General features: G+C 67.3%; 19 protein-coding genes and 1 riboswitch. Of the genes, 10 read left to right on the top strand and 9 right to left on the bottom strand.

Going from position 1 to position 25,268, the window contains the following annotated elements; translation table 11 throughout:
* Nucleotides 1-149: 149 nt before the first annotated feature.
* The 3 genes from gcvP to gcvT form a co-directional block, all read right to left on the bottom strand.
* Nucleotides 150-2,996, bottom strand: coding sequence for an aminomethyl-transferring glycine dehydrogenase (gene gcvP / locus ASF57_RS06245; RefSeq protein WP_056481127.1), 2,847 nt, complete (start codon nt 2,994-2,996; stop codon nt 150-152).
* A gap of 287 nt (nt 2,997-3,283) precedes the next feature.
* Nucleotides 3,284-3,646: a glycine cleavage system protein GcvH gene (gene gcvH / locus ASF57_RS06240; protein WP_056481125.1), complete on the bottom strand. Its 363-nt coding sequence runs from the start codon at nt 3,644-3,646 to the stop codon at nt 3,284-3,286.
* 50 nt (nt 3,647-3,696) lie between these two features.
* Nucleotides 3,697-4,827: a glycine cleavage system aminomethyltransferase GcvT gene (gene gcvT / locus ASF57_RS06235; RefSeq protein ID WP_056481123.1), complete on the bottom strand. Its 1,131-nt coding sequence runs from the start codon at nt 4,825-4,827 to the stop codon at nt 3,697-3,699.
* A 51-nt stretch (nt 4,828-4,878) separates the two neighbouring features.
* Nucleotides 4,879-4,987, bottom strand: a riboswitch (glycine riboswitch).
* Nucleotides 4,988-5,251: 264 nt separating this feature from the next.
* Here gcvT and ASF57_RS06230 point away from each other — a divergent pair.
* Together ASF57_RS06230 and trpS are read left to right on the top strand one after the other, a co-directional pair.
* Entirely contained in the window at nt 5,252-6,043 is a 792-nt protein-coding gene (locus ASF57_RS06230; RefSeq protein ID WP_056183576.1) for a Fe-S cluster assembly protein HesB, read from the top strand.
* 126 nt (nt 6,044-6,169) lie between these two features.
* Entirely contained in the window at nt 6,170-7,237 is a 1,068-nt protein-coding gene (gene trpS, locus ASF57_RS06225; protein ID WP_056481121.1) for a tryptophan--tRNA ligase, read from the top strand.
* Between the two features lie 44 nt (nt 7,238-7,281).
* On the opposite strand, the gene ASF57_RS06220 is transcribed toward trpS, so the two are convergent.
* The 6 genes from ASF57_RS06220 to ASF57_RS06195 form a co-directional block, all read right to left on the bottom strand.
* Nucleotides 7,282-7,935: a pyridoxamine 5'-phosphate oxidase family protein gene (locus tag ASF57_RS06220; RefSeq protein ID WP_056481119.1), complete on the bottom strand. Its 654-nt coding sequence runs from the start codon at nt 7,933-7,935 to the stop codon at nt 7,282-7,284.
* A gap of 217 nt (nt 7,936-8,152) precedes the next feature.
* Nucleotides 8,153-9,172 (bottom strand): ketol-acid reductoisomerase, encoded by a 1,020-nt coding sequence (gene ilvC / locus ASF57_RS06215; protein WP_056183570.1) that lies wholly within the window; start codon nt 9,170-9,172, stop codon nt 8,153-8,155.
* Nucleotides 9,173-9,337: 165 nt separating this feature from the next.
* A complete protein-coding gene (locus ASF57_RS06210) occupies nt 9,338-9,976 on the bottom strand; it encodes a glutathione S-transferase (protein WP_056183568.1) in 639 nt (212 codons plus the stop codon).
* A gap of 331 nt (nt 9,977-10,307) precedes the next feature.
* Nucleotides 10,308-10,850, bottom strand: coding sequence for an acetolactate synthase small subunit (ilvN, locus tag ASF57_RS06205; RefSeq protein WP_056183565.1), 543 nt, complete (start codon nt 10,848-10,850; stop codon nt 10,308-10,310).
* A 116-nt stretch (nt 10,851-10,966) separates the two neighbouring features.
* Nucleotides 10,967-12,742, bottom strand: a complete 1,776-nt coding sequence (locus tag ASF57_RS06200; protein WP_056183563.1) for an acetolactate synthase 3 large subunit — start codon at nt 12,740-12,742, stop codon at nt 10,967-10,969.
* 323 nt (nt 12,743-13,065) lie between these two features.
* Complete coding sequence (locus ASF57_RS06195; protein ID WP_056183560.1) at nt 13,066-13,335, bottom strand: PepSY domain-containing protein; 270 nt, start codon at nt 13,333-13,335, stop codon at nt 13,066-13,068.
* Nucleotides 13,336-13,607: 272 nt separating this feature from the next.
* Between ASF57_RS06195 and ASF57_RS06190 the strand changes: the two genes are divergently transcribed.
* From ASF57_RS06190 to ASF57_RS06155, 8 genes are all read left to right on the top strand, one after another.
* On the top strand, nt 13,608-14,108 hold the full coding sequence (locus tag ASF57_RS06190; protein WP_200935826.1) for a chemotaxis protein CheW: 501 nt from the start codon (nt 13,608-13,610) through the stop codon (nt 14,106-14,108).
* Between the two features lie 28 nt (nt 14,109-14,136).
* Nucleotides 14,137-15,645, top strand: a complete 1,509-nt coding sequence (locus ASF57_RS06185) for a CheR family methyltransferase (RefSeq protein WP_056481116.1) — start codon at nt 14,137-14,139, stop codon at nt 15,643-15,645.
* Entirely contained in the window at nt 15,642-16,193 is a 552-nt protein-coding gene (locus tag ASF57_RS06180) for a chemotaxis protein CheW (protein ID WP_056481114.1), read from the top strand. Before ASF57_RS06185 ends, ASF57_RS06180 begins: the two co-directional genes overlap by 4 nt.
* A 114-nt stretch (nt 16,194-16,307) precedes the next feature.
* Complete coding sequence (locus ASF57_RS06175) at nt 16,308-17,978, top strand: methyl-accepting chemotaxis protein (protein ID WP_056183555.1); 1,671 nt, start codon at nt 16,308-16,310, stop codon at nt 17,976-17,978.
* A gap of 275 nt (nt 17,979-18,253) precedes the next feature.
* The gene (locus ASF57_RS06170) at nt 18,254-20,497 is read left to right on the top strand and encodes a response regulator (protein ID WP_056481112.1); all 2,244 of its coding nucleotides are present in this window, start codon (nt 18,254-18,256) and stop codon (nt 20,495-20,497) included.
* Nucleotides 20,498-20,553: 56 nt separating this feature from the next.
* On the top strand, nt 20,554-21,597 hold the full coding sequence (cheB, locus tag ASF57_RS06165; protein ID WP_056481110.1) for a chemotaxis-specific protein-glutamate methyltransferase CheB: 1,044 nt from the start codon (nt 20,554-20,556) through the stop codon (nt 21,595-21,597).
* Complete coding sequence (locus tag ASF57_RS06160; protein WP_056481108.1) at nt 21,594-23,300, top strand: response regulator; 1,707 nt, start codon at nt 21,594-21,596, stop codon at nt 23,298-23,300. The genes cheB and ASF57_RS06160 overlap by 4 nt, the downstream gene beginning before the upstream one ends.
* Before the next feature lie 2 nt (nt 23,301-23,302).
* Nucleotides 23,303-25,159 carry a response regulator gene (locus ASF57_RS06155; protein WP_056481106.1) on the top strand — a complete coding sequence of 619 codons (1,857 nt, stop codon included), beginning with the start codon at nt 23,303-23,305 and terminating at the stop codon, nt 25,157-25,159.
* Nucleotides 25,160-25,268: the final 109 nt, after the last annotated feature.

The raw sequence follows: 25,268 nt of genomic DNA, 5'->3' as shown, positions 1-25,268 counted from the left end.
GCATCGCCACCCGCTACGACAAGCTGGCCCGAAACTACGCCTCGGCCGTCGCACTCGCTGCCGTCATCGCCTTCTGGTGCTGATCGAGTCCAGACCCTAGCACGGCGCCACGCGCTCGGGATGGAGCAGGTGGCGCCGGCACGCGCGCCCTACTCCGCTGCCTCGCTGTAGGAATCCATCGGCGGGCAGGAGCAGACGAGATTGCGGTCGCCATAGGCGTTGTCGACGCGGTTGATCGGGGGCCAGTACTTGTCCATCCCGAGGCTGCCAGACGGGAAGCACGCGGCCTCGCGGGAATAGGGACGCTCCCAGGTCCCGACGAGGTCCCGGACCGTGTGGGGCGCGTGCTTCAGCGGGTTATTCGCCTTGTCCATCTGCCCCTCCTCGATGGCGCGGATCTCCTCGCGGATCGCCAGCATGGCATCGCAGAAGCGATCGATTTCGCCCTTGGTCTCGGATTCGGTGGGCTCGATCATCAGGGTACCGGCCACCGGCCAGGACATGGTCGGCGGGTGGAAGCCGCAATCGATCAGGCGTTTGGCGATGTCATCGACGCTGACGCCCGCGCTTTTCTGGAACGCGCGCACGTCGATGATGCATTCGTGCGCCACGCGGCCTCCTGCGCCGGAATACAGCACCGGGTAGGCGCCCGCGAGGCGGGCCGCGATGTAGTTGGCGTTGAGGATGGCGATGCGGGTCGCCTGGGTCAGGCCGCGCCCGCCCATGAGCAGGCAGTAGCTCCAGGAGATCGGCAGGATCGAGGCCGAGCCGTAGGGAGCGGCCGAGACCGCGCCCTCTTCACCCGTTTGCGGGTCGGAGGGCAGGAACGGGATCAGGTGCGCCTTGACGCCGATCGGACCCATGCCGGGGCCTCCGCCGCCGTGGGGAATGCAGAAGGTCTTGTGCAGGTTGAGGTGGCTGACATCGGCGCCGATGTCACCGGGCCGGGCAAGGCCCACCAGCGCATTGAGGTTGGCTCCGTCGAGGTAGACCTGCCCGCCATGGCCGTGGACGATGTCGCAGATCTCGCGGACCTGCACCTCGAACACCCCATGCGTCGACGGATAGGTGATCATGCAGGCAGCGAGCTTGTCCGCGTGCTGCTCGGCCTTCCGGCGGAAGTCCGCGAGGTCGACGTTACCCTGGGCGTCGGCGCCCACCACCACCACGCTCATGCCGCACATCTGGGCCGAGGCCGGATTGGTGCCGTGGGCCGAGGATGGGATCAGGCAGACCGTACGGTGCGCTTCGTTCCGCGACAGGTGGTAGGCCCGGATGGCGAGAAGCCCGGCATACTCTCCCTGCGCCCCCGAGTTCGGTTGCATCGAGATCGCGTCGTAGCCGGTGATGGCGCAGAGCTTTTCGGAGAGGTCGTCGATGAGCGCCCGATAACCCAGCGCCTGGTCTAGCGGGACGAAGGGGTGGATCTCAGAGAATTCCGGCCAGGAGATCGGCAGCATCTCGGCGGTGGCGTTCAGCTTCATCGTGCAGGAGCCGAGGGGGATCATCGCTCGATCCAGCGCCAGGTCACGATCCGCGAGGCGGCGCATGTAGCGCGTCATCTCGCTCTCGGCCCGGTTCATGTGAAAGATCGGGTGCGTCAGATACGGGGAGGTGCGCACCAGGGCTTCCGGTAGGCGGGCTTCGGGCCAGGCCTCGTCGTAGGCCGGGTCCTTGGCTCCGAAGGCGCGCCACACGGCCTGGAGGATGTCGGGGCGGGTGCGCTCGTCCACCGTGATGCCGATGCGGTCGTCGCCAACCTTACGCAGGTTGACGCCGTTGGCCACCGCCTGTCCGAGTATCAGGCTCTGGAAGGCGCCGACCCGCACGGTGATCGTGTCGAAGAAGTGCTCCGGTTCCACCGTGAAGCCGAGGGCTTCCAGCCCAGCGGCGAGGCGCACGGCGTCGCGGTGGACGCGGGCGGCGATGGCCTTGAGACCGCGCGGGCCGTGGAACACCGCGTACATGCCGGCGATGACCGCGAGCAGGACCTGCGCGGTGCAGATGTTCGAGGTCGCCTTCTCGCGCCGGATATGCTGCTCGCGGGTCTGGAGCGCGAGACGGTAGGCCCGGTTGCCGCGGGCATCCACCGAAACACCGACCAAGCGCCCCGGCAGGGTCCGCTTGTGCGCGTCGCGGGTCGCCATGTAGGCGGCGTGCGGGCCGCCGTAGCCCATCGGTACGCCGTAGCGCTGCATCGAGCCGATGGCGATGTCGGCGCCCATTTCACCGGGGGACGTCAGCAGCGTCAGCGCCAGAGGGTCGGCCGCCACGACGGCGACCGCGCCGGCCGCGTGCAGGTCGGCGATGGGCTGTGTCAGGTCGCGGATGCCACCGCAGACGCCGGGATACTGGAAGATCGCGCCGAAGACCTGCCCCGGATCGAGATCGGTCGCGGGGTCGCCGACAATGATCGTCCAGCCCAGGGGCGCGGCGCGGGTGCGCAGCACTGCGATGGTCTGGGGCAGGCACTCGGCATCCACGAAGAAGGTTGTCTTCCCGTTGCCGGCGATGCGATAGGCCATGCCCATGGCTTCCGCCGCGGCGGTGGCCTCGTCCAGGAGCGACGCGTTGGCGATGTCGAGGCCGGTGAGGTCGCAGACCAGAGTCTGGAAGTTCAGCAACGCTTCCAGCCGACCCTGGCTGATCTCCGGCTGGTAGGGCGAGTAGGCGGTGTACCAGGCCGGGTTCTCGAAGATGTTGCGCTGGATCACGGGCGGCATCGTCGTCCCGTGATAGCCCTGTCCGATCAGCGAGACGAGGAGCCGGTTCTTGTCGGCGATGCCCCGCATGTGCTCGATGACCCGGCGCTCGGTCATGGCGATCCCGAAGTCCAGGCGCTCTTCCTGGCGAATGTCGGCTGGCAGGGTCTCGTCCATCAGAGCGTGCAGGCTGTCCGTGCCCACGACGCCGAGCATCGCGTCGATTTCCTGCGTCGTTGGACCGATGTGGCGGCGGTTGGCGAAATCGTAGGGGTCGTAGCGGTCGGTGGTCATGGGGGCCTCGAATGGTGAATTGTCGGGACTGCGCCGACGCTCTCACGGGTCTTTCCGAAAGGGAGCGGACGTCGCGAATGGCGTGTCCGGTAATCGCCTGAAGCGCCGCGTTATCCTGGGGCCGCGCAGCGGAGCCCCGGATCCCGAACCGCATGGGGGGCGCGGTCCGGCGCCGCAGGCGGTTCTAGATTGCACGCCACTGGAGCGCCCCTTCGGGTGCGGGCTCGCCTGCGGCGACTTCGAAGGCGCGCGCAGGGAGACGGTCGTCGTCATGCGCCAGCGGGGCGCTACTTCGCGAAGTCCGCGTAGGCCGCCTCGTCCATCAGCTCGTCGAGGCTGGCGGGATCGTCGAGGCGGATGCGATAGAGCCAGCCGGCGCCCTGCGGATCGGCACCCACGCTGGACGGGTCGGCCACAGCTGCCTCGTTAACCTCCGTAACCTCGCCGGAGACGGGTGCGTAGACGTCCGAGGCGGCCTTCACCGACTCGACTACCGCTGCGGCTTCGCCCTTCGTCAGCCGGGCGCCGATCTTCGGCAGCTCGATGAAGACGAGGTCACCGAGCTGCTCGGCGGCATGGCTGGTGATGCCCACCGTGGCCACGTCGCCGGCGCAGTCCAGCCACTCGTGCTCGTCCGTGAACTTCCGCATCGCTCTCTCCTGATTGTTGACGTGCGTTGGGGGTCGACGTGAAAGGGGGGTCAGGCGCGCTTGAAGCCCGCCGGAACGAAGGGCAGTGCCGAGACCACGACGGCGAGGCGCTTGCCGCGCACCTCCGCGAAGACGCGGGTGCCGGGGGTGCTGAGCGCTGCCGGCAGGTAGCCCATGGCGATGGGCGCCTGCAGGCTCGGTCCGAATCCACCGGAGGTGACGTGGCCGATCGCCTCGCCAGTCTCGTCGCCGAAAAGCGGCGCGCCGGCCCGAACGGGCGTCGGTCCCTCGGGGCGAAGGCCGACGCGCTTGCGGGGCGGCCCGTTCTCCAGGGCGTCCAGGATGCGCGCGGCGCCGGGGAAGCCGCCGCTCCGAGCGCCGCCACGCCGTCGCACGGCGGAAATCGCCCAAGACAGCCCGGCTTCCACGGGGTCGGTTCCCGCATCGATGTCGTTGCCGTGGAGGCACAAACCCGCCTCGAGGCGGAGCGAGTCGCGGGCTCCGAGCCCGATCGGCAGCACGGTCGGATCGGCCAGCAGTGCCTCGGCCAGGGCCTCGGCCCGGTCCTCCGGCACCGAGATCTCGAAGCCGTCCTCGCCGGTATAGCCGGAGCGGCTGACGATGGCGGCTGTGCCGAGAAGGCCGAGCATCCGCACGTCCATGAAGCGCATCTCCGTCACCTCCGGCACGAGGCGGGACAGGGCCGCTTCGGCGCCTGGCCCCTGGAGGGCGACGAGGGCGCGGGCGAGGACCGTCACCTTGCAGGCATGGGACAGGTGGGCCCGCAGATACGCCTCGTCGGCAACCTTGTTGGCCGCATTCACCACGAGGAAGAGGCTGTCGCCGCAATGCGCGACCATGAGGTCGTCGCGAATGCCGCCGGATGCGTCGAGGAGGAGTCCGTAACGCTGGCGACCTGGCCTCAAGCCGAGCACGTCGATGGGCAGCAGAGTTTCCAATGCGCGCGCCGCGTCCTCGACGTCGCCGGAATGCGGCGTAAGTCGAATCTGACCCATATGCGACACGTCGAACAGGCCCGCATGAGACCGGGTGTGCAGGTGTTCCTTCATCAGGCCGGCCGGGTACTGCACCGGCATGGCATAACCCGCGAATGGCACCATCCGGCCGCCATGGCGCAAGTGCAGCCCGTGCAGAGGTGTGCAGGCAACATCAGGGGACATCGGATGACTCCACGACACAAAGCTTCCGGATGCTCGGTTGAGCGTTTCCGGCTGCCCCCATCTGTCGCGGTTACCTGAGAGTTTCTCCCGGGCTGCGAGTGCGGCCCAGGATTTCTCCTTCGGTGGACGCCGTCAGGCGCCTCTCTCCAGATTGTCCAACGATACGGTGATTGTGCCTGAGAGTTTCCGGGGGTGGTTGCTCCGTCGGCGCCATGGTCCGGACGATTCGCTCAGCGAAACTTGCGGCCTGGGCTCTCCCGTATCGTCATTGCTGACCCGGACAAGGTTCCACACCGCACCGCGTCAGGCAAGCCGCCCGACCCCGCAAGCGTGTGACGCTTGTGGTGATCCGTCATTCCGAATGGTCTGCCGGCAGCTGACGATCGCCTGGGAACCGCGAAGACTCGGCAGGGATTCCCTCCGCATGCCGACCCCATCCGGGCACGACCTCGCCGGCCCCCGCCCTCGCCGGACCCGTTCCTCGAAACCGCCCAAGACGGAGGTCGATCCGGCCCTGACCGACAAGGCCCTGGCGATCCATGCGCGCCTCTGTCCGGTCTATGGCTGTCCGATCCCGTACTTCCACGCGCTCGATCCCTTGAGCGAACTCGTCTCGTCGCTCCTCTCGCACCGGACGCGCAACGCGGATTCGGGACGTGCCTTCAAAGCCCTGCGATCCCGCTATCCCGATTGGGACATGATGCTGGCGGCTCCCGTCGCCGAAATCCAGGCGACGATCGCGGGTGTGACCTGGCCGGAACTGAAGGCGCCGCGGCTCCAGGCGATCCTGTCCGCCGTGAAGGCGCGCCACGGCCGTCTCAGCCTTGACTTCCTCAGGGACATGGCGGTGGACGAAGCCCGGGACTGGCTGGAGACGATTCCGGGTGTCGGGCCGAAGACCAGCGCGGCCGTGCTCTCCTTCAGCGTCCTGCGGATGCCGGCCCTGCCAGTGGATAGCCACCATCACCGGGTCGCCCAGCGCACCGGACTCATCGGTTCGCGCGTCGACGTCGGACCGTCGCATCCGATTCTGCGGGCGCAATTGCCCGCTGACTGGAGCGCGCAGGCCCTCTACGACAATCATGAAGTGCTGATGCTGCATGGCCAGCAGATCTGCCACCATCGCAATCCGGCCTGCGGGCGCTGCGTGCTCCTCGACCTCTGCCCCGAGGGGCAGGCCCGAATGGGTGCTGGAGGCGCTATCCGCGAGCCCTGAACGCGGGTGCCTTCGCGGGCCTGGAGCCTTGACCGGTCCCGGCGCGGCGTCCAGAAACCGGCGCTTGGCTGCGGGATTGTTCGCCGGCGGCTGCCTCACCCCTATCCCTACGAGGACCACGCCGCGATGAGCGCGTTCAAGGAACTGGTGTTCTCGGGCGTACAGCCGACTGGGAACCTGCATCTCGGTAACTATCTCGGCGCCATCAAGCGCTTCGTCGAGATGCAGGCGCGCGACGCGCAGTGCCTGTACTGCGTCGTCGACATGCACGCGATCACCCTGTGGCAGGACCCGGCCGCGCTCAAGGGGCAGATCCGCGAGGTCACCGCCGCTTTCCTCGCCGCGGGCATCGATCCGAAGCGCTCGATCGTCTTCAATCAGAGCCAAGTGCCCCAGCACGCCGAGCTCGCCTGGATCTTCAACTGCGTCGCGCGCCTGGGCTGGCTCAACCGCATGACCCAATTCAAGGACAAGGCCGGCAAGGACCGGGAGAACGCCTCGATCGGGCTCTACGCCTATCCCGTCCTGATGGCAGCCGACATCCTGGCCTATCGGGCGACCCACGTCCCGGTGGGCGAGGACCAGAAGCAGCACCTCGAATTGACGCGGGACATCGCGCAGAAGTTCAACAACGATTTTTCGGAATCAATCGCCGCGCATGGGCACGACGAGGGCGCTGGCTTCTTCCCCGTCACCGAACCGCTGATCGGTGGGCCGGCCGCCCGTGTCATGAGCTTGCGCGACGGCACCAAGAAGATGTCGAAGTCGGATGCCTCCGACAATTCGCGCCTCAATCTCACGGACGATGCGGACGCCATCGCGGCCAAGGTGCGCAAGGCCAAGACTGATCCGGATGCCCTCCCCTCCGAGGTTGAGGGCCTCAGCGGCCGGCCCGAGGCCGACAACCTGGTGGGCATTTTCGCCGCCCTGAAGGATATCTCGCGCGAGGACGTGCTGCGCGATTACGGCGGCGCGCAGTTTTCGGCCTTCAAGGGTGCGTTGGTCGAACTCGCCGTCGAAACTCTGGCGCCCCTGGGCGCCGAAATGAAGCGCTTGGTCTCAGATCCGGCCGAGATCGATGCCGTGCTGGCCGATGGCGCCGAACGCGCCGAGGCCATCGCGGCCCCAACCCTCGATGCGGTCAAGGACATCGTCGGGTTCGTCCGCCGGGGACCGCGCCTGCGGATGGTGTGAGGCGTTCCGCCCTCTCCCATGCAGGGAGAGGGCGGGGCGTGATGTCAGCTCTCGCCGCGGGCGACCCGGGCCTCGTATTCCGGAAGTTCGAGACGTCCTTCCTTCTCGACGCGGGCCTTGTCCGCTTCGGGAATGACGTCCGCGACCATGTCGAGCCGCTTCCACAGGGCGAGAGGCGTCTCCTTGTCCGGGGTCGGTACGTACTTGTTCTGCGCCACCTTCTGGTACTTGTGGATGTAGCGTGGGCAGTTGACCCAGGCCTTCGTGACCTCGACGCGTACGAGGTACTTGGCCTCGGTGTACTCGGCCATCAGAGGATCGTCGCGAAGCATCCGGGCATGGCCCTGGACGCGGACCCTGTGCGGGGTCTCGAAATCGATGAACAGCAGGCCGACCTTGGACTGCCCCTCAATGTTGCCCATCGAGTACCACATGCCGTTGCCGTCGAAGCCCGGGAAGACGAGGGTGTTGTCGTCGAGCACCTTCACGAAGCCGGGGCTGCCGCCCTTGTAGGAGACGGTGGGCATGCCGTCGGGATCGACGGTGGAGAGAAAGAACATGTCTCGGTTGCCGATGAAGGCGGCTTCATCCTTGCCGATCGCGTCATGCACCCAGCCGGTATCCAGGCGCTCGGCGAGCTTGACGGTCTTGTACTCCTCCTGCAGCGCGCGATGCTCGTCGTAGTATAGCGATGCCATGGGTGTCCTCCGCGTTTCGGCTGCTCTCAAGATGGGCGGCCGTTGCGGAGCATGATCGCGGGAAAGCTGTTTGAGCACAACAGGCGGGACGTCTTGATCACGTCTCAGTGACGGCTGCGTGTCCGATGATCGACGCATGAAAAAGCCGACGCCGCTTGCGCGACGCCGGCTTCATCCGCAACCGGAGGCCGAGCGAAGCCGGCCTCCCAATCCCGAATTAATTCTTGGCTTTGTCGACCAGGGCCTTCTCGGAGATCCACGGCATCATGCCGCGCAGCTTGGCGCCGACCTCCTCGATTGGGTGAGCGGCGAGCTTGGCGCGGGTGGCCTTGAACGAGGTCTGGCCAACCTTGTTCTCGAGCATCCAGTCACGGGTGAACTTACCCGACTGGATATCGTTGAGGACGCGCTTCATCTCGGCTTTGGTCTCCGGCGTCACGATGCGCGGGCCGGTGACGTACTCGCCGTACTCGGCGGTGTTCGAGATCGAGTAGTTCATGTTGGCGATGCCGCCCTCGTAGATGAGGTCGACGATGAGCTTCACCTCGTGCAGGCACTCGAAATAGGCCATCTCGGGGGCGTAGCCGCCCTCGACGAGGGTCTCGAAGCCAGCCTTGATCAACTCGACGAGGCCGCCGCACAGCACGGCCTGCTCGCCGAACAGATCGGTTTCGCACTCTTCCTTGAAGGTGGTCTCGATGATGCCGGCGCGGCCGCCGCCATTGGCCGAAGCGTAGGACAGGCCGAGATCGTGCGCGTTGCCGGAAGCGTCCTGCGCGATGGCGATCAGGGTCGGCACGCCGCCGCCCTTGAGGTACTCGCCGCGCACGGTGTGGCCGGGGCCCTTCGGCGCGACCATCAGCACGTCGAGGTCCTTGCGGGGCTCGATCAGGTTGAAGTGGACGTTGAGGCCGTGGGCGAACAGGAGGGCGGCGCCCTGCTTCATGTTCGGCTCGAGCGACTCCTTGTAGATGTCGCCCTGTAGCTCGTCCGGGGTCAGCATCATGACGACGTCGGCCTGCTTGGCGGCGTCGGCGACGTTCATCACCGTGAAGCCCTCATGCTCCGCCTTCTTGGCGGTGGCGGAGCCCTCGCGCAGGGCGATGACAATGCCCTTGACGCCCGAATCGCGCAGGTTGAGGGCGTGGGCATGGCCCTGACTGCCGTAGCCGACGATGACGACCTTCTTGCCCTTGATCAGGTTCAGGTCGGCGTCACGATCGTAATAGACCCGCATGGCGGTACCTTCTCTTTTCTCTCGATTGAGCATGAGTGCGCTCCGGCGCCCTCATCTGAAACGACATCCGCGCGGCCGTGCGATCCGCGGAGCTTTTAGCGAGGCGATCCCCTTGACGGAAGGGGAATTGTCGCATGCCCCGCGCTTTGCTTCGCCTTCCGGTACTCAGGCCGGCAGTTTCAATCCCTCGCGGGCGAAGACCGCCTGCACGGCGGGACGCGCAGCCATGGCGCGGGCATGCGCCGTCCAGGCGGGGAAGCGCGCCGCCATGTCGAAGCCGAGGGCCGGGCCGCGGCCCCAGGTCCAGAACAGCAGGAGGTAGGGATCGGCGACACTGTATGTCTCGCCGATGGCCCAGCCGCCGTTGGAGAGCTTGACCTCGGTCATCGTGAAGAGGTCGCCGCAGGTCTCCGCACCCTTGGCCTGGATGCCCGGATAGGCTGCCTCGTCTCCACTGTAGCGCTCCGCCCGGCGGATATGCGCGTAAGCGATGTGGTGGCCGGTGGAGAGCCAGCCGAGCCATTCGTCGACCCGGGCCTGGTCACGCGGCGTCTCGGGCCACAGGCCGGCCTGCGGGTGAAGGCGCGCGATGTGGCGAAGGATCGCGGTGTTCTCGGTGAGCACCCAATCGGCCTCCACCAGCGCCGGCACGCGGCCGCGCTCGTTAACGGCGAGGTATTGTGGGGCCCGCTGATCGCCCTTGGCGAGGTCGAGCCGCACGGTCTCGTAGGGCGCGCCGGTTTCTTCCAGCGCGATATGGGAGGCAAGCGAGCAGGCGCCGGGGGCGTAGTAGAGGGTGGTCATGTGGCTTCGTCTTCCTCCGCCAGGTCGATCACCGGTACGCCGATGAGGGTAGCCAGTTTCGATCAGGCTTCTGCAAGGATGTTTCTCGGAACTCTGCCGAGGCGTCGGTCTGTTCCGGTCCGGAGATCGATGAAGCGAACCTGATCAACCAGGATCGCTTCGGACGCCTTCCGCGCGTTCAGATCCAAGCTTTCAGATCTAAGTGTTCAGATTTAGGACCTGGATCGGAATGAACGCGCGTCCCATCGCTGGCGGTCCAGGAGACCAGTGGGGATCGTCGTCCTTGATGATGTCGGAACCGCCATCCGCCCTCTCTGTTTGCGAATTCCCGTCACATCGGCTCGGCGCCACGTCCCATTGCGGCGATCCCGGTGCGGGAGATCTCCACGAGGCCGATCACCGTCATCAGGCCGATGAAGCGATCGATCTCCTCGGTGGTACCGGTGACCTCGAACACGAAGGAGTTCAGGGTCGCGTCGAGGGTCTTGGCGCCGAAGGCGGCCGCGAGGGTCAGCGATTCGGTGCGGTGCTCGCCGGTGCCCGCGACCTTCACGAGGCACAGTTCGCGCTCGAGGGCCTTGCCCTGGAGGGTCAGGTCAACCACCCGGTGCACGGGCACGAGGCGGTCGAGCTGCGCCTTGATCTGCTGGATCACCGCGTCGGTTCCGGCGGTGACGATGGTGATGCGGGAGAGATGGCGCGCCACCTCGGTCTCCGACACCGTCAGGCTCTCGATGTTGTAGCCGCGTCCCGAGAACATACCCGAGATCCGGGCGAGCACGCCGGGCTCGTTGTCGACGATGACAGCCAGGGTGTGCCGGTTGATCGGCTCGACCCGGCCGGCATCGGGATAGTGCGTATTCATGGCGTTCATGGGCGTGCCCCGGATCTTCGTCTGCGATGGCGTGTCGTGGGTGGCCCGGCGGGGCCGATGGAGAATGAAGGGGTCGGCCGGGCGTGTCACCGCCCGGCCCGGCTGCGCCTGGAGGCTCAGACCAGCATCTTACCCTCTTCGGAGATAACGTCGCCGATCTCGACCCCAGTCTCGCCGAGGTAGTCGGACAGCAGCATCTCGTTGTGCGCCTTGCCCGACGGGATCATCGGGAAGCAGTTCTCCTTCTTGTCGACGATGCAGTCGAAGACGACCGGACCGTCATAGTCGAGCATCTCGGCGATCGCGGCGTCGAGATCGCCCGGCTTCTCGCAGCGGATGCCCTTGGCGCCGTAGGCCTCGGCCAGCTTGACGAAGTCGGGCAGGCTCTCGGAGTAGCTCTGCGAGTAGCGCGAGCCGTGCAGCAGCTCCTGCCACTGGCGCACCATACCCATGTACTCGTTGTTCAGGATGAAGATCTTGACCGGCAGGCGATACTGCACCGCCGTCGACAGTTCCTGCATGTTCATCAGGATCGAGGCCTCGCCGGCAATGTCGATGACGAGGCCGTTCGGGTGGGCGAGCTGCGTGCCGATGGCCGCCGGCAGGCCGTAACCCATGGTGCCGAGGCCGCCGGAGGTCATCCAGCGGTTCGGCTCGTCGAACTTGAAGTACTGCGCCGCCCACATCTGGTGCTGACCGACTTCGGTCGTGACGTAGGTCTCGCGATCCTTACAGGCCTCGTAGAGGCGCTGGACGGCGTATTGCGGCTTGATGATCGTGCCCGATGGCCAGTAGGCGAGGCAGTCGCGCGCCTTCCAGGTCCGGATCTTGGTCCACCAATCCTCAAGGCGAGCCTTGTCCGGCTGTCGGGGCAGCGCGGTCCAGGCGGCGAGCATGTCTTCCAGCACCGAGCCGCAATCGCCGACGATCCCGACATCGACCTTGACGACCTTGTTGATCGAGGAGGCATCGATATCGACGTGGATCTTCTTCGAGAACGGCGCGAAGGCATCGAGCCGGCCGGTGATCCGGTCGTCGAAGCGAGCGCCGATGCAGACCATGACGTCGCAATCATGCATCGCCAGGTTGGCCTCGTAGGTTCCGTGCATGCCGAGCATGCCCAGGAACTGGTCGTCCGAGGCCGGAAACGCGCCGAGACCCATCAGGGTCGAGGTAACGGGAAAACCAGTCTCGGCGGCGAGCTTGCGCAGCAGCGCCGAGGCGTGCGGCCCCGCATTGATGACACCGCCGCCCGTGTAGAGGATCGGCCGGCGTGCGGAAGCCATCAGTTCGACAGCCGCCTGGATCTGGGCCGCGTCTCCCTTGAAGGCCGGCTTGTAGGTCTTGTGGCCGTTCTGGGTCGGGCGCTCGTAGACGCCGGACGCGAACTGGATGTCCTTCGGCAGGTCGATGACGACCGGGCCGGGCCGCCCGTTGGCAGCGACGTAGAAGGCCTCGTGCAGGATGCGCGGCAGGTCGTCGATCGATTTGACCAGATAGTTGTGCTTCGTGCAGTGGCGCGTGATGCCGACCGTGTCGCACTCCTGAAAGGCGTCCGTTCCGATCAGGTGCGTCGGAACCTGACCGGTGATGCAGACCAGCGGGATCGAATCGAGCAGCGCGTCGGTCAGGCCCGTGATGATGTTGGTGGCGCCGGGTCCCGAGGTGACGAGGACGCAGCCGACCTTGCCGGAGGAGCGGGCATAGCCCTCCGCCGCATGGACGGCGCCCTGCTCGTGGCGCACGAGGATGTGCTTCAGGGTCTCCTGGTGGAACAGTGCATCGTAGATCGGCAGCACCGCGCCGCCGGGATACCCGAACAGCGTATCGACACCCTGATCCTGAAACGCCCGGATGACCATTTCGGCCCCGGTCATGACCTCGCCGCCCATCGTCCTGCTCCTTGAAACCTGTCTGTGCTGCTCGTGTCGTCCAGCGCGTCGCGGCAATAAAAAAGGGTCCCGAGGGACCCTGCATGCGCCACCATCCGGATCGCGGACCCTGCTGTCAGGTCCGCCCCGTCGGTGGCGCTTCCGTTACGATAAGGATGGCACGCATCGCGTTGTCGTCTGCCCTGTTCGTTCGCCAAGACGGCGAATCGAAAATCGTGTGGGGTGTCATACTGGAGGCGAGGTCCCCGGTCAACGCGCAGGGCGCACAATCGTGCAGGTTCAGACGTCGCGATGTGGGTATTGCGACGGTAAAACCGGCCACCCTATTCGACTGGAACCTCGCCGAGGATCGCACCGGTTCTCGGATCGGCATCGAAGGTCATCCGCCGCCCGTTCTTGATGCCCTCGCCGTCCCAGTGACCATCATCGGCTTCGAGCTTGGTGATCTCGCTGTAGCCCGCGCTTTTCAGAGCTTCCTTCGTCTGCGCCGGGGTCAGCCAGTCGGCACCCGGCATCTCGGCCGATGCCGGCAGAGGCGCGGCAAATGCGACGATCGCCAGGAAAGCGAGACCGTATCGGATTGGACGGGACATGCGGGCGATCCTTGCAGGATGAATCTGGCGGGGCGGGCCTGGCGAGACGGGTCTGGCAAGGCGAGTCTGGGTAGGGCGGTTCTTGCGAAACAGGCTTTGCGAACGGTGACGCCCGTGGATGGCGTGGTCTGACCGGGAATACCCGACATCGCAAGACGGCGGGCTCGGCCGGAGATTCAGATTTGCCCGGTCCCGTCTCCCCGTCCTATCAAGGCCGGAGGCTGCGAGAGGTTCGCGCCCGACCCCGGTCCTCTACCGAACAAGGATATCCAATCCTGCCCGAGACCACCGCCTTTCTCCTCCTCGACGTGGCGGGTGTCGCCTGCGCTCTGGCGCGGACGTCGGTGAGCGAGGTCCTGCCGCTGCCAAATCTACATGCTCCGCCAGCCGGAGGCGGTCCCCTGGAGGGCTTCCTCAACCTCGGCGGCAATCCGATTCCAGTCGTCGACCTCGCCCGTCTTCTCGGCCTCCGCGCGGGCGGCACCGAGTCGGAGGCTACAAGTGCCTACCGGCATATCGTGCTCGATGCGCAGGGGAGCACCGGCTTCCTGGTCGACAGGGTCGAGGACCTCATCTCGATCGAGGCCTCCGCGATCCGGGCGGTCTCACCGGAGCGGACCCTCAACGGTTGCGTCATATCCGAGATCGCGCACGACGACGGCCTGATCCACGTGCTCGGCTTGTCCCATCTCCTCACGTCGGAGGAGCGCCTGCGCTTGGCGGCGCTGGCCGATGCGGCGGCCGAGCGCCTCGCCGCGTTGTCCGCAGCCTGAGCAAACAGCGACGCGAAATGCAGCGCCCATGACGCGTCCGCCGCGCTCCGGTCCGGAGGTCGATCCGGGCTTCCCGGCTCTCAAGGCCCGGATCATCGCCCGCACCGGCCACCATTATTACGCCGACAAGGACGATCTTCTCTTCGATCGCCTGCGCAAGCGTTTCCGGGTGCTCGGGCTCACCGATTCGACAGCTTACGCCGCATGGCTCGACGACCGGTTGGCGGGCGGCCCGGAATGGGCTGCGTTGGAGGCCGAGATCACCATCGGCGAAACGTTCTTCTTCCGCTACGCCGAGCAGTTCGCCGCCCTGCGCACCACGATCCTGCCCACCCTGATCGCCGCTCGTTCGACCGAACGTACCTTGCGAGTCTGGAGTGCCGGCTGCTCCACGGGGGCGGAGCCCTACTCCATCGCCATTTTGCTGCACGAGCTTCTCGGCCCCGCCCTCCCCGATTGGCGCCTCTCGATTCTCGGGACCGACATCAGCACGGCGGCCCTCGAGACCGCCCGGGCGGGGATCTATGGTCGCTGGGCCCTGCGGACCCTGCCCCCCGGGGAGCGCCTCCGCTATTTCGTCCCGGGGCCGCCCGTGGCGGGATCGGGCCGCGATGGCACCTATGCCCTGCGGCCGGAATTTCGCCGGATGGTGCGCTTCGAGCGGCGCAACCTCATGGACCTCATCGACGTCCGGGCGGTTCAGCCCCTGGCCGACTTCGACCTGATCCTCTGTCGCAACGTGCTGATCTATTTCGAGGCCGAGGTGGTCCTGGGGATCGTGCGCGGTCTTGGTCGGCGCCTGACCCCGGAGGGCTGGCTCCTCATCGGCCATGCCGAGCCGAATCCGGCCATCTCCGCCCTGCTCGAACCCGTCAACCTGCCCGGAACCGTGGCTTACCGTCCTTGGGGTGCACGGGCTCCGATCGCCCCTGCCCCGTCCTGGCGGCCGGAGCCGGTGGTTGCGGCGGCTGCAACGTTCCGGCTGGCAGACCCGCTTCCCCCCGCGATGGCCACCGGGGCGTCGTCCAGGTCCGAGGCCATGTCCTCTGATGCCCGGGAATCTCTGGCCGAATCTTCGTCCGATCCCTTGCCCGATCCACGGCCCGAGCCAGGATCTCATTCCAGCGAGCCGGCGGCTGTGCTTGCGCAGATCCGCGTGCTTGCGGATTCCGGAGACACGGCCGAGGCCTGGCGGGCTCTGCGGCGGGCAATTCCCGCCTCACCCGCCGATCCGGTGCTGCACTATTACGACGGCCTTCTCGCCCACAGCCTCGGACGCGAGGTGGAAGCCGAGCGCGCTTGGCGCGGCGCACTTTATCTCGACCGGGACTTCGTCATGGCCCACTACCAACTCGGCCTGCTGATGCTCGGCCTCGGTCGGTCCGCGGAAGCGGTCCGGGCCCTCGACAATGCCATCCGTCTGGCCCAAGCCCTGGCGCCCGATGCCAGGGTGGCAGAGGGCGACGGGATCGGTCCGTACGAGCTCGCGCGTAGCGCAGCCCTCGCCCGCGCTGCCGCGAAAGGAAAGGTGCCGTGACGGAGTTTGGTGGCGGCGAAACCGCCTCTCTGAACCTGCAGGTCTTGCGTGAGGAGCGCTCTCGCCTGCTCGCCCGTCGCGGGCACGCGAGGGCGGGGGCCGCGGGCGCGATGCGCGCCCTTCTCGTCTGCGCCTGCGGAGACGAACGCTTCGCCCTCCCCCTGACCCATGTCGCTCAGGTGCTGCCGGCCCGAACCGTGACGCCACTGCCGGACGCTCCTCCCGCGATCCTCGGGCTCATCGCGATCTCCGGCCGGGTCGTCAGTCTGATTGCCCTGGGGCGCGCGCTCGGGCGTGCTGCGAATGGAGGAAGTGAGGCCGGGCACGTGGTCCTGATGCGCGGGTCCGGAAGTCCCGTCGCGCTGGCTGTCGATCGGGTGCTCGGCGTTGCGGAGGTGGCGGAGGATTCGACTGACCTGACCTTCGGCGAGGCGGGTTTGAGCACCGAGGCGGTTTCGGGCTATGCCGCCCCCGGCGCCGGACCTGACGCGACGTCCGGGTTCGTCGTCGTCGACCTGCCGCGCCTGCTGCGCCAATTCCTGCCGTGAATTCGTCCCGTTGCGTGTCTCGCTGAGGCGCCGCTTCGGCTGAGACCCTTGTGAGGCTGACCCGGGCGCCGCCAGCCGGGATGTCAGTCGATTTAGCGAAGCCTGGAGCCACCTGTGTCGATCTCGATCGGAAAACGCATTCTCCTCGGCTTCGTCGCCATCACGGTGGTGAGTATCGCGCTCGGCCTCTACGCCCTCGGCCAGATCGCCGTCGTGCGCGACACCACGGACGGCATCGTCACCCGCGATCTCACCGTGGCGCGTCAACTCGACGAACTCGCGAACAAGGCCCGTGATATGGGTCTTCAGCGGCGCAACGCGATCATCGCCCTGCTGATGCGCGCGCGTGGCGGACCGGAGCGAGAGGATGTCTCCGGGAGCTGGCGCCGGGCGGCGACGGAAGCCGATGCGATCCTCGCCGACCTGATCCGCGCGAGCGATGGATATCAGAGCCGCTCAGCATCCGAGGAGCGCAGCCGGGCCTGGCGCAAGGTGAACGGCATCGCGCTCGAGGCCGCGGCCGATCTACGCGAGCTGCGTTCCGCCAGCGAGGCGCAGCTCGCTGCCGTCGCCGCCAAGGATATCGACGGTGTCGAGTCCCGGAACGACGCGGTGAATCGCAGTCAGGACGTGTTCCTCGCCGATGTCGAGCGCACGCGCTCTGCCCTTGATGAGGGCATCACGGCGGGACAACACCGGGTCGCCGACGTGTACGATCACAGCCGCTTCCTGATTCTGGCGACCCTCGGCGCCTGCATTCTCCTCAGCGTCCTCATCACCATCCTCATCAGCCGGGCGGTCGTGCGACCCCTCGAGGAGGTGATGGCCTTTGCCGAGCGCGTCGGCGAGGGCGACCTGTCGGGCACCCTGGATGCGCGGGGCAAGGACGAGATCGGACGCCTCGGGCGAACTCTCAACCGCATGGTCTCGGGTCTTGCCGATCTGGCGCGGACCAACCGGGCCGCCACCTCCGACCTGAATGCGGCGGCCGCCGAGATCCGCGCTTCCGCCCAGGAACAGGCGGCCAGTGTCGAGGAGCAGTTCGCCGCTGTGCAGGAGACCGCCGCCACCGTCGACGAGATCACCCATTCGGGCGCTCAGATCGGCAAGCGTGCCGGCGAGGTCATCGCCACCGCACAGTCGACGGCCCAGACCTCCCGCGCCGGTCTGCGCGCGGTGGCCGACACCGCGCGGGCGATGGATTCGATTCGCGAGCAGGCCGAGGCTGTGGCCGGCAACATCGTCGCCCTTTCGGAGAAGACGCAGGCGATCGGCGACATCATCACCACCGTCAACGACATCTCGGAGCGCACCCACCTCCTGGCGCTGAACGCCGCCATCGAAGCCGCGGCGGCCGGCGAGAGCGGACGCAGCTTCGCCGTCGTCGCGTCCGAGATGAAGCTCCTGGCCGATCAGGCCAAGGCGGCCACCGGACAGGTCCGCACCATCCTTGGCGAGATCCAGCGTGGCATCAATACCTCGGTGATGCTCACCGAGGAGGCGGTCAAGCGTGCCGCGACCGGTAAGGCCCGCTCCGACACGACGCAGCGGACCATCGAGGAGATCACCGCCCGGGTCGAGGAGAGCGTCCAGACCTTCCAGCAGATCGTCGCGTCGACGAACCAGCAGCAACTCGGCATCGAGCAGGTGATGGGCGCCCTGCAGAACATCCGTCAGGCGAGCCAGCAGACTGCGGCCGGCACCCGCGAGGTCGAGGCAGCCTCGGCCAACCTGACCGAACTCGCGCAAGCCCTGATGACGCTCGCCGAGCGCTACCGGCACTGATACGGCATCCGCACGAACCGAGCGGTTGTCGGGCAAGTCTCTATTGGGCAAGTCACTGTCGGGAAAGTCGCTGCCGGGTCACTCGACCCGGTGCGGTACTGGGGGCGGCTCGGATCACTCATTCGGATGGATCCGGGCGGATGGATCTGGGATGGGACGTTTTTCGCACTTCACCGGTCGTGAGAAGCCGGCGAAGCTCATCGCTCACGAATGGGTGGTCGGCTCTTCCGAAGTTTTGGGAGCCGCGCTGACTCCGAGGTGGCCCTAGGCGACGGATGGATATTCGCCAGCTTCTTCTTGCGGCATTCGAGGTCGAGCATCGCGAGCATGTCGATGCGATTCGCGCCGCCCTGGGTGGCGAGGCCAGCACGCACGCCCCCGATTGGAACGATATCTTCCGGCGGGCGCACAGCCTGAAGGGTGCGTCACGCGCCGTTGACCTGCCAGCGGTGGAGGCCGTTGCTCATCGGTTGGAGACCCTGTTCGAGCGCGTCGTCGCACAGGACGGGGGTCTGTCGCGCGCCGCCGCCGCTGCCGTGCATCTCGCCCTCGACCGGATCGAGGCTTATGTCGCCGGCCTTACCGATGGAGCCGGCCCGGACATGCCGGGCGATGCCCTCGCGGCGCTGGACGGAGCGCTCGACTCGAAGGCCGCGCTTGCGCCGGAACCAGCGCCGCCAGTACCCCCGGCCCCATCCCCTCCTCCTGTTGCCGCTGCCAAGCCCACGGCGACGGAGCCACCGGCCGAGGGGGTTCAGACCCTCCTGCGGGTCCCGGCAGACGCGGTTGAAGCCCTGACCCGGGCGACGCATGAACTTGCCAGTGCGCTTGGCGGCGAGGCCGTGCTGGCCGAAGGCCTCGCGCGGCTGGGCCGCCGTGCCAACGATCTCGCCCGCCTGATCGAGACGCAGCGCGGCAGCGTGAGGCGTCGAACCGCGGTTGCGCGCGGGGCACTCCGACAGGCCGGCTCGGACGCGGAGGCGCGCGCCCTCGAGACCGGTCTTCTCGCGCTCGCTCGCGATGCTGCCGATTTGGCGCGGGTGCGCGGCGCCCTCGCTTCCTCCGTCGACGGCGCCATGGCCCGGGTTGCGGGCGAAGCCGAGCGTTTGGCGCTCGTGCCGGCTGAGACCGCTTTTGGAGGCTTTGCCCGGACCCTGCGCGATCATGCGCGCGGCGAAGAGCGCGAGATCGAAGTGACGGTCCACGGCCTCGACCTTCCCGTCGACCGAGCGATGCTTCAGGTCCTCAAGGACCCTGTTCTACACGCCCTGCGCAACGCCCTGAGCCACGGCGCCGAACCGCCCGAGACGCGCCGACGCCTCGGCAAGCCGGCCGCACTGGCGATCGGTCTCGACGTCGCGGTTCAGGGCGGCCGCCTCGTCGTTCGCGTGCAGGACGATGGGCGTGGACCCGATTTTGCCGCCATCGCCGAGACCGCCCGGCACCGAGGGCTGCTGAATGGCGGCGCCGATCCCGCGCCGGAGGCGCTTCTCGCCCTGGTGTTCGAACCCGGATTCTCCACCGCCTCCGCCGTCGATACCCTGTCCGGGCGCGGGATCGGCCTCTCGGTAGTGGCCGATGCGGTGCGCCGGCTCGGCGGTGCCGTCCGGCTCGCGCCACGCGTGCCGTTCGGTACTGAACTGACCATGACGCTGCCGCTCTCGGCTGCGCGCCGGGCGATGCTCCTCGTCGAAGCAGCCGGTATCACCTACGCGATTCCAAGTGGATCGGCGGAGCGGTTGCTCCGGCTGGACCGACTCGACCTGATCTCCGTCATGGGCCGCACTGTGACACAGGTGGAGATCGAGGGACGCGCCATCAGTCTGCCGGTCCTTGATCTGAGGAGCCTTCTTGGATTGGCGGCCCAGTCCGACGAGACGGGGACGACACGTCCGGCGATTCTGCTCCGCGGCGGCGGGCGCCGCTGCGTGCTTGCCGTGGATGCGCTCTCGGATGTCGTGTCGCTGCGGGTGTTGCCGGCGCCCCCCATCGGCACCGATCCGCGCCTGATTTCCGGAACCGTGATCCTGGCCGGGGATAGGCCCGCCGTCGTCCTCGATGCCGACGGCCTCGTCGCACGAGCGGGTGAGGCAGGCCGCGCCGCGGCGCCGCAGCCGATAGGCCCACACGGAACGATCGCGCAGGGACCACGTTCGACGATCCTCGTCGTGGACGATTCCATCACCACGCGCACCTTGGAGAAAGGTATCTTGGAAGCCGCAGGATACCGCGTTGTCGTCTGTGTCGACGGTCAGGATGCGCTCGATCGTCTGCGGGCGGGCATCGAGCCGGTCGACCTCGTCGTCGCCGACGTGGAAATGCCACGCCTCGACGGCTTCGGCCTCCTGAAGGCGCTGCGCGCCGAGGAGGCGTTCGCGCGCCTGCCGATCATCCTGATGACCTCGCGCGGCGATGCGGAAGACGTGGCACGCGGCCTCGACCTCGGCGCGGATGCCTACCTGACGAAGCAGACCTTCGATCAGCGCAAGCTCCTCGACACCATCGGGCAATTGCTGTGAGCGGACAGGGACGGGACGGAGCGATTCAGGAGGGACGATTGGCGCGGGTGCGCGTGATGCTGGTCGAGGATTCCCTGGTGGTGCGGCAACTCCTCATCCACATCGTCGGACGGGATCCGCGCCTGGAAGTGGTGGCGGCGGTGGCGTCCGGCGAGGAAGCCCTCGCGACGATCAGCCAGGTTCGGCCGGATGTCGTCTCGATGGATATCCGTTTGCCCGGCATCGATGGTCTGGAAACCACGCGGCGGATCATGGCCGAGCATCCGACGCCCATCGTGGTGATCGCGGACTCGATCGAGGATTCATCCCTCCGCATCTCGATGAACGCCCTCAGGGCCGGTGCGCTGTCCGTGGTACAGAAGCCCGTAGCCACCACCCATGCGGGTTATGACGCGGCGGCCAGCGAGATCTGTACGCAGCTGCGCATCATGGCGGCCGTTCCGGTCATCCGGCGCCGGCCGATCGGATCGGAATGGGCCGGCCGGGCGGTCAACCCGGTGCCGATCGCCGCCGCACTCAAGGTGCCTGAATCGGCCAGTGTGCTCGCCATCGCGGCGTCCACGGGCGGTCCGCCAGCGCTGGCCCGGGTCATCGGTGCCCTGCCGGCAAGTTTTCCTCTGCCGATCCTGGTGGTCCAACACATGGGCCCGGCCTTCATGGAGGGCTTCGCGTCCTGGCTGAACGGCGTCGTCGGACTCACCGTGTCCGTGGCTCAGGAGGGTGAACGGGTGGCGCCCGGTCGTGTCTACGTTGCGCCGGGAGACCGGCATCTCGAGCTCGGCGGGGGTGGTCACCTGCGCATCACCGATGCCGCACCGGTCGGAGGCCAGCGCCCGGCCGCTACCGCCCTGTTTCGCTCCGTCGCCCGGCACGCGGGAACGCGCGGTATCGGAGTCCTGCTGACGGGGATGGGCGAGGACGGCGCGACCGGGCTCCTCGACATGCGCCTGGCCGGTGGCCTGACCGTCGCCGAGGACGAGAGCACGGCGGTCGTGTTCGGTATGCCGGCGGCCGCGATCCGCCTCTCCGCGGCCGGGAGCGTCTTGCCTCTGGACCGGATCGCCGCTCACCTCGTCCGCCTTGCGGAGGGGGGTCCGTGAGCGAGACCAATCCGGCGCGCCTCCTGCTCGTTGAAGATTCCGAGACCCAGGCGTTGGAGTTGCGGCTCCTGCTCGAATCGAAGGGGTTCGTGGTCGAGCGCTGCGCCACGGCCGAAGCCGCTCTCGATCACCTGAACACCCGCCTGCCCGATCTGGTGGTGGCCGACCACCACCTTCCCGGCATGAACGGGGACGAGTTCGCCCGGCAGCTTCGCCTCTCCCTGCGCACCCGCGCCCTGCCGCTCCTCATGCTCACCGGTGCCCGCGACGGGGAGCGGCAAGGACTGGAGAGCGGCGCCGATGCCTACGTAGCGAAATCCGCCGATCGCGACCTTCTGGTGCTCCGCATCCGTGCGCTTCTGCGCGAGCGCACGGGCGGCAGCGACGGTCCGGGCATCTCGGCGTTTCGGCGGGGCCGCGTCCTCGTGGTCGACGGGAGCGCGACCTACCGGACCTTCCTGGCGGGCCTCCTCGCCCATGAGGGCCACGAGGTCGCCACCGCGGACACTCACGCCGCCGCCATGGAAGCGCTGAGCACAGAGGGGGCGGCGTTCGACTGTGTGACGATCGACCTTCTCGCCACCCGCTATGACGGCCTCGCCCTGTGCCGGGCGATCAGCGAGCATCGCAATGCCGAGCTTGCGCGCCGCGAAGCTGGAGGCCCGACTTTCCAGGTGGTCGGCATCGCCGGCACCAGCCCGGCGAAAGACTTCCTGGTCGAGGCCTTTGCGGCGGGGGCCGATGACGTCGTCTCGAAGTCCGACGGCGAGATCCTCGTTCTGCGGGTCCGCAGTCTCGTCCGCCGCAAGCTGCTCGAGGAGGACAACCGCCGGATCGCCGGAGAATTTGGTGCACGCGAGCGGGCCCTCGAACGTGCCCGCGCCGAAGCCGAGGCCGCGGAAGCGCGCGCGGCTCTCGCGGGTGCCCTGGAGCAGGCCAATGCCGATCTTGCCACGGCCAACCGCAAGCTCACCGACGCCCAGGCCAAGCTGGTCCAGGCGGCCAAGATGGCGTCCCTCGGCGAGCTGGTCGCGGGCATCGCCCACGAAATCAACAATCCGCTGGCCTTCATCCTCGCCCATCAGGGTACGGTGGAGCGCATCCTGGGTGAGGTGTCCACGGCACCCGATGCTGCCGACAATCCCCGTCGCCTGAAGAAATGCGGCGATCGCGTCGGCGCTATGCGGATGGGCCTGACCCGGATCCAGGATCTCGTCCTCAACCTGCGAAAGTTCTCGCGCTTGGACGAGGGCGAGCGGACTCTCGTGCATGTCCCTGAGGCGATCGAAACGGTCCTCGCCTTGATCCAACACAAGCTTGGCGACCGGATCGCTGTGGTGCGTGATTTCTCAGGGCGGCCGGAGATCCACTGCACGCCGGCCCTGCTCAACCAGGTGGTGATGAACATTCTTGGGAATGCCGCCGATGCCATGCCGGAGACCGGGACCATCGTCATCGAGACCCGCAGCAGCCCTGACCTTGATCTGATCCGCATCAGCGACACCGGACCGGGCATCCCTGAACCCCTGCGTGAGAAGATTTTCGAACCCTTCTTCACCACGAAACCCGTCGGTTCGGGGACGGGCCTGGGTCTCGCGATTGCCTACAGTGTCGTCCAGGCGCATAGCGGCACGCTCAGTGTTGAGGCCGCTCCCGGAGGCGGAGCCTGTTTCGTGATCGGCATTCCACGGCAGACGGGTTGAGCATGTCCCAAGGCACGATCCTCGCCGTCGACGACGAACCGGACATCCTCGTTGCCCTCGAAGACCTGTTCGAGGACGCGTTCCGCGTGCTGACGACAACGAAGCCGGCGGAGGCCCTCGAAATTCTGGCCGGCAATCCGGATATCGCCGTCATCCTCTCGGATCAGCGCATGCCCGGCATGACCGGCGACGCCATGCTGGCGGAGGCACGCCGGTTCCACGATGCCCAGGCGATCCTGCTCACTGGCTACGCCGATATGAGCGCCGTGGTCGCAGCCCTGAACCAGGGTGGCATCACCGGCTATGCCACGAAGCCGTGGGACGCGAACCTCCTGCGCAATACGGTGCGGCAGGCCTTCGAGCGTCACCAGCTCGCCCGGGAACTCGCAACCGAGCGCGCACTGCTGCGTGGGCTCCTCGACAATGCCCAGGATGCCATTTCCTTCAAGGATTCCGCCGGCCGCTTCATCCGTCTCAATGCCTACAAGGCGGAGAGCCTGGGCAGCGACGTCTCCGACTGCATGGGGCGAACCGAGGACGACGTGCTCGGGCAGGATGGCATCATCCAGGCTGCGGACGTAGCCGCGATCACCACTGGGGCGCCGAGCGACAGCTTGGTATCCGAAGGGGCGGTGGGAGCTGAGCGCTGGCGCCACGTCACCCGCGTGCCGATCCGTGACGCGGCTGGGGGGATCACACATCTGGCGACGATCGAGCGGGACGTCACCGCGCAGAAGTCCCTGGAGGCACGCCTGCGCCAGTCCGACAAGATGCAGGCCTTGGGGACCCTGGCCGGCGGTATCGCGCATGATTTCAACAACCTTCTGATGGCGATCCTGGGGAGCCTCGAGCTGGTGGCGCCCAAGGTTGCGGATCAGCCGCGGGTGCAGCGCCTCGTCGGGAACGCGATGCAGGCGGCCCAGCGAGGCGCTTCCCTCACCAAACGCCTGCTCAGCTTCAGCCGATCGCGTGACTTGCGTCCCCGCGCCGTCGACGTGAACAGCCTGATCGAGGGAATGAACGATCTCCTTGCTGGCAGTCTCGGCGGCCTCGTCACCATCCAAACCACGCTCGCTCCCGAAGCGCCGGCGGCCTGTGTCGACCCCGATCAGCTCGAGCTCGCGATCCTCAACCTGTGCATCAACGCCCGCGATGCGATGCCGGAGGGCGGCCAGATTGCGATCGGCACCCGCAACCTCCGGGTAGCTGACGATCCGGACCTGGACCCTGGGGATTACATGATGGTCGAGATCGCCGATTCTGGCAGCGGCATCGCGCCCGAAATCCTCGCGCGGGTGTGCGAGCCGTTCTTCACCACCAAAGCGGTCGGCCAAGGCACGGGCCTCGGGCTTGCGATGGTTTTCGGTCTTGCGCAGCAATCCCACGGTCGTCTGCGCATCGAGAGCGAGCTTGGTGCCGGAACCCGGGTCCAGATCACCTTGCCGCGCGTCGAAGCTGCGGGACCGGCTGAGGTCCTGGCGCCCGGCCCGACAACTCCAGCAGTCCGCGGTGCCCGTATCCTCGTGGTGGATGACGACCCGGAGGTCCGGCATGTCACCGCCTCATTCCTGTCGAGCTTCGGCTATACCGAACGCGAAGCCTCCGATGGATCGACGGCCGTCTCCCTGATGGAGCAGGACGCCTTCGATCTCGTGGTGGCGGATCTCGCGATGCCGGGCATGACGGGCGTCGAGCTCGCCGAGATCGTGCGGACGCGCTGGTCCGATGTGCCGGTGCTCATCGTCACCGGCCATGCCGAGGCGATCCCGATTCCTCCGGATCTGCCTGTCCTGCGCAAGCCTTTCGAATCCGCCGAGCTCGCCGCAGAGGTCTCGCGCTTGCTCGATAGGGCGGCCTGAGCGAAGTAGAGACTTGCTCTTCACGGCAACCCATCTGGGATGGATGACGTGGCCGTGGCGACCGCAGCGACAACGAAAAAAGGCGGCCCAAGGGCCGCCTTTTCCTATC

The sequence above is a fragment of the Methylobacterium sp. Leaf117 genome (assembly GCF_001422985.1).
In the GTDB taxonomy this organism is placed as follows: domain Bacteria; phylum Pseudomonadota; class Alphaproteobacteria; order Rhizobiales; family Beijerinckiaceae; genus Methylobacterium.
The sequence above is the reverse complement of the archived record's forward strand: the minus strand, read 5'-3'. Positions and strand labels throughout refer to the sequence as shown.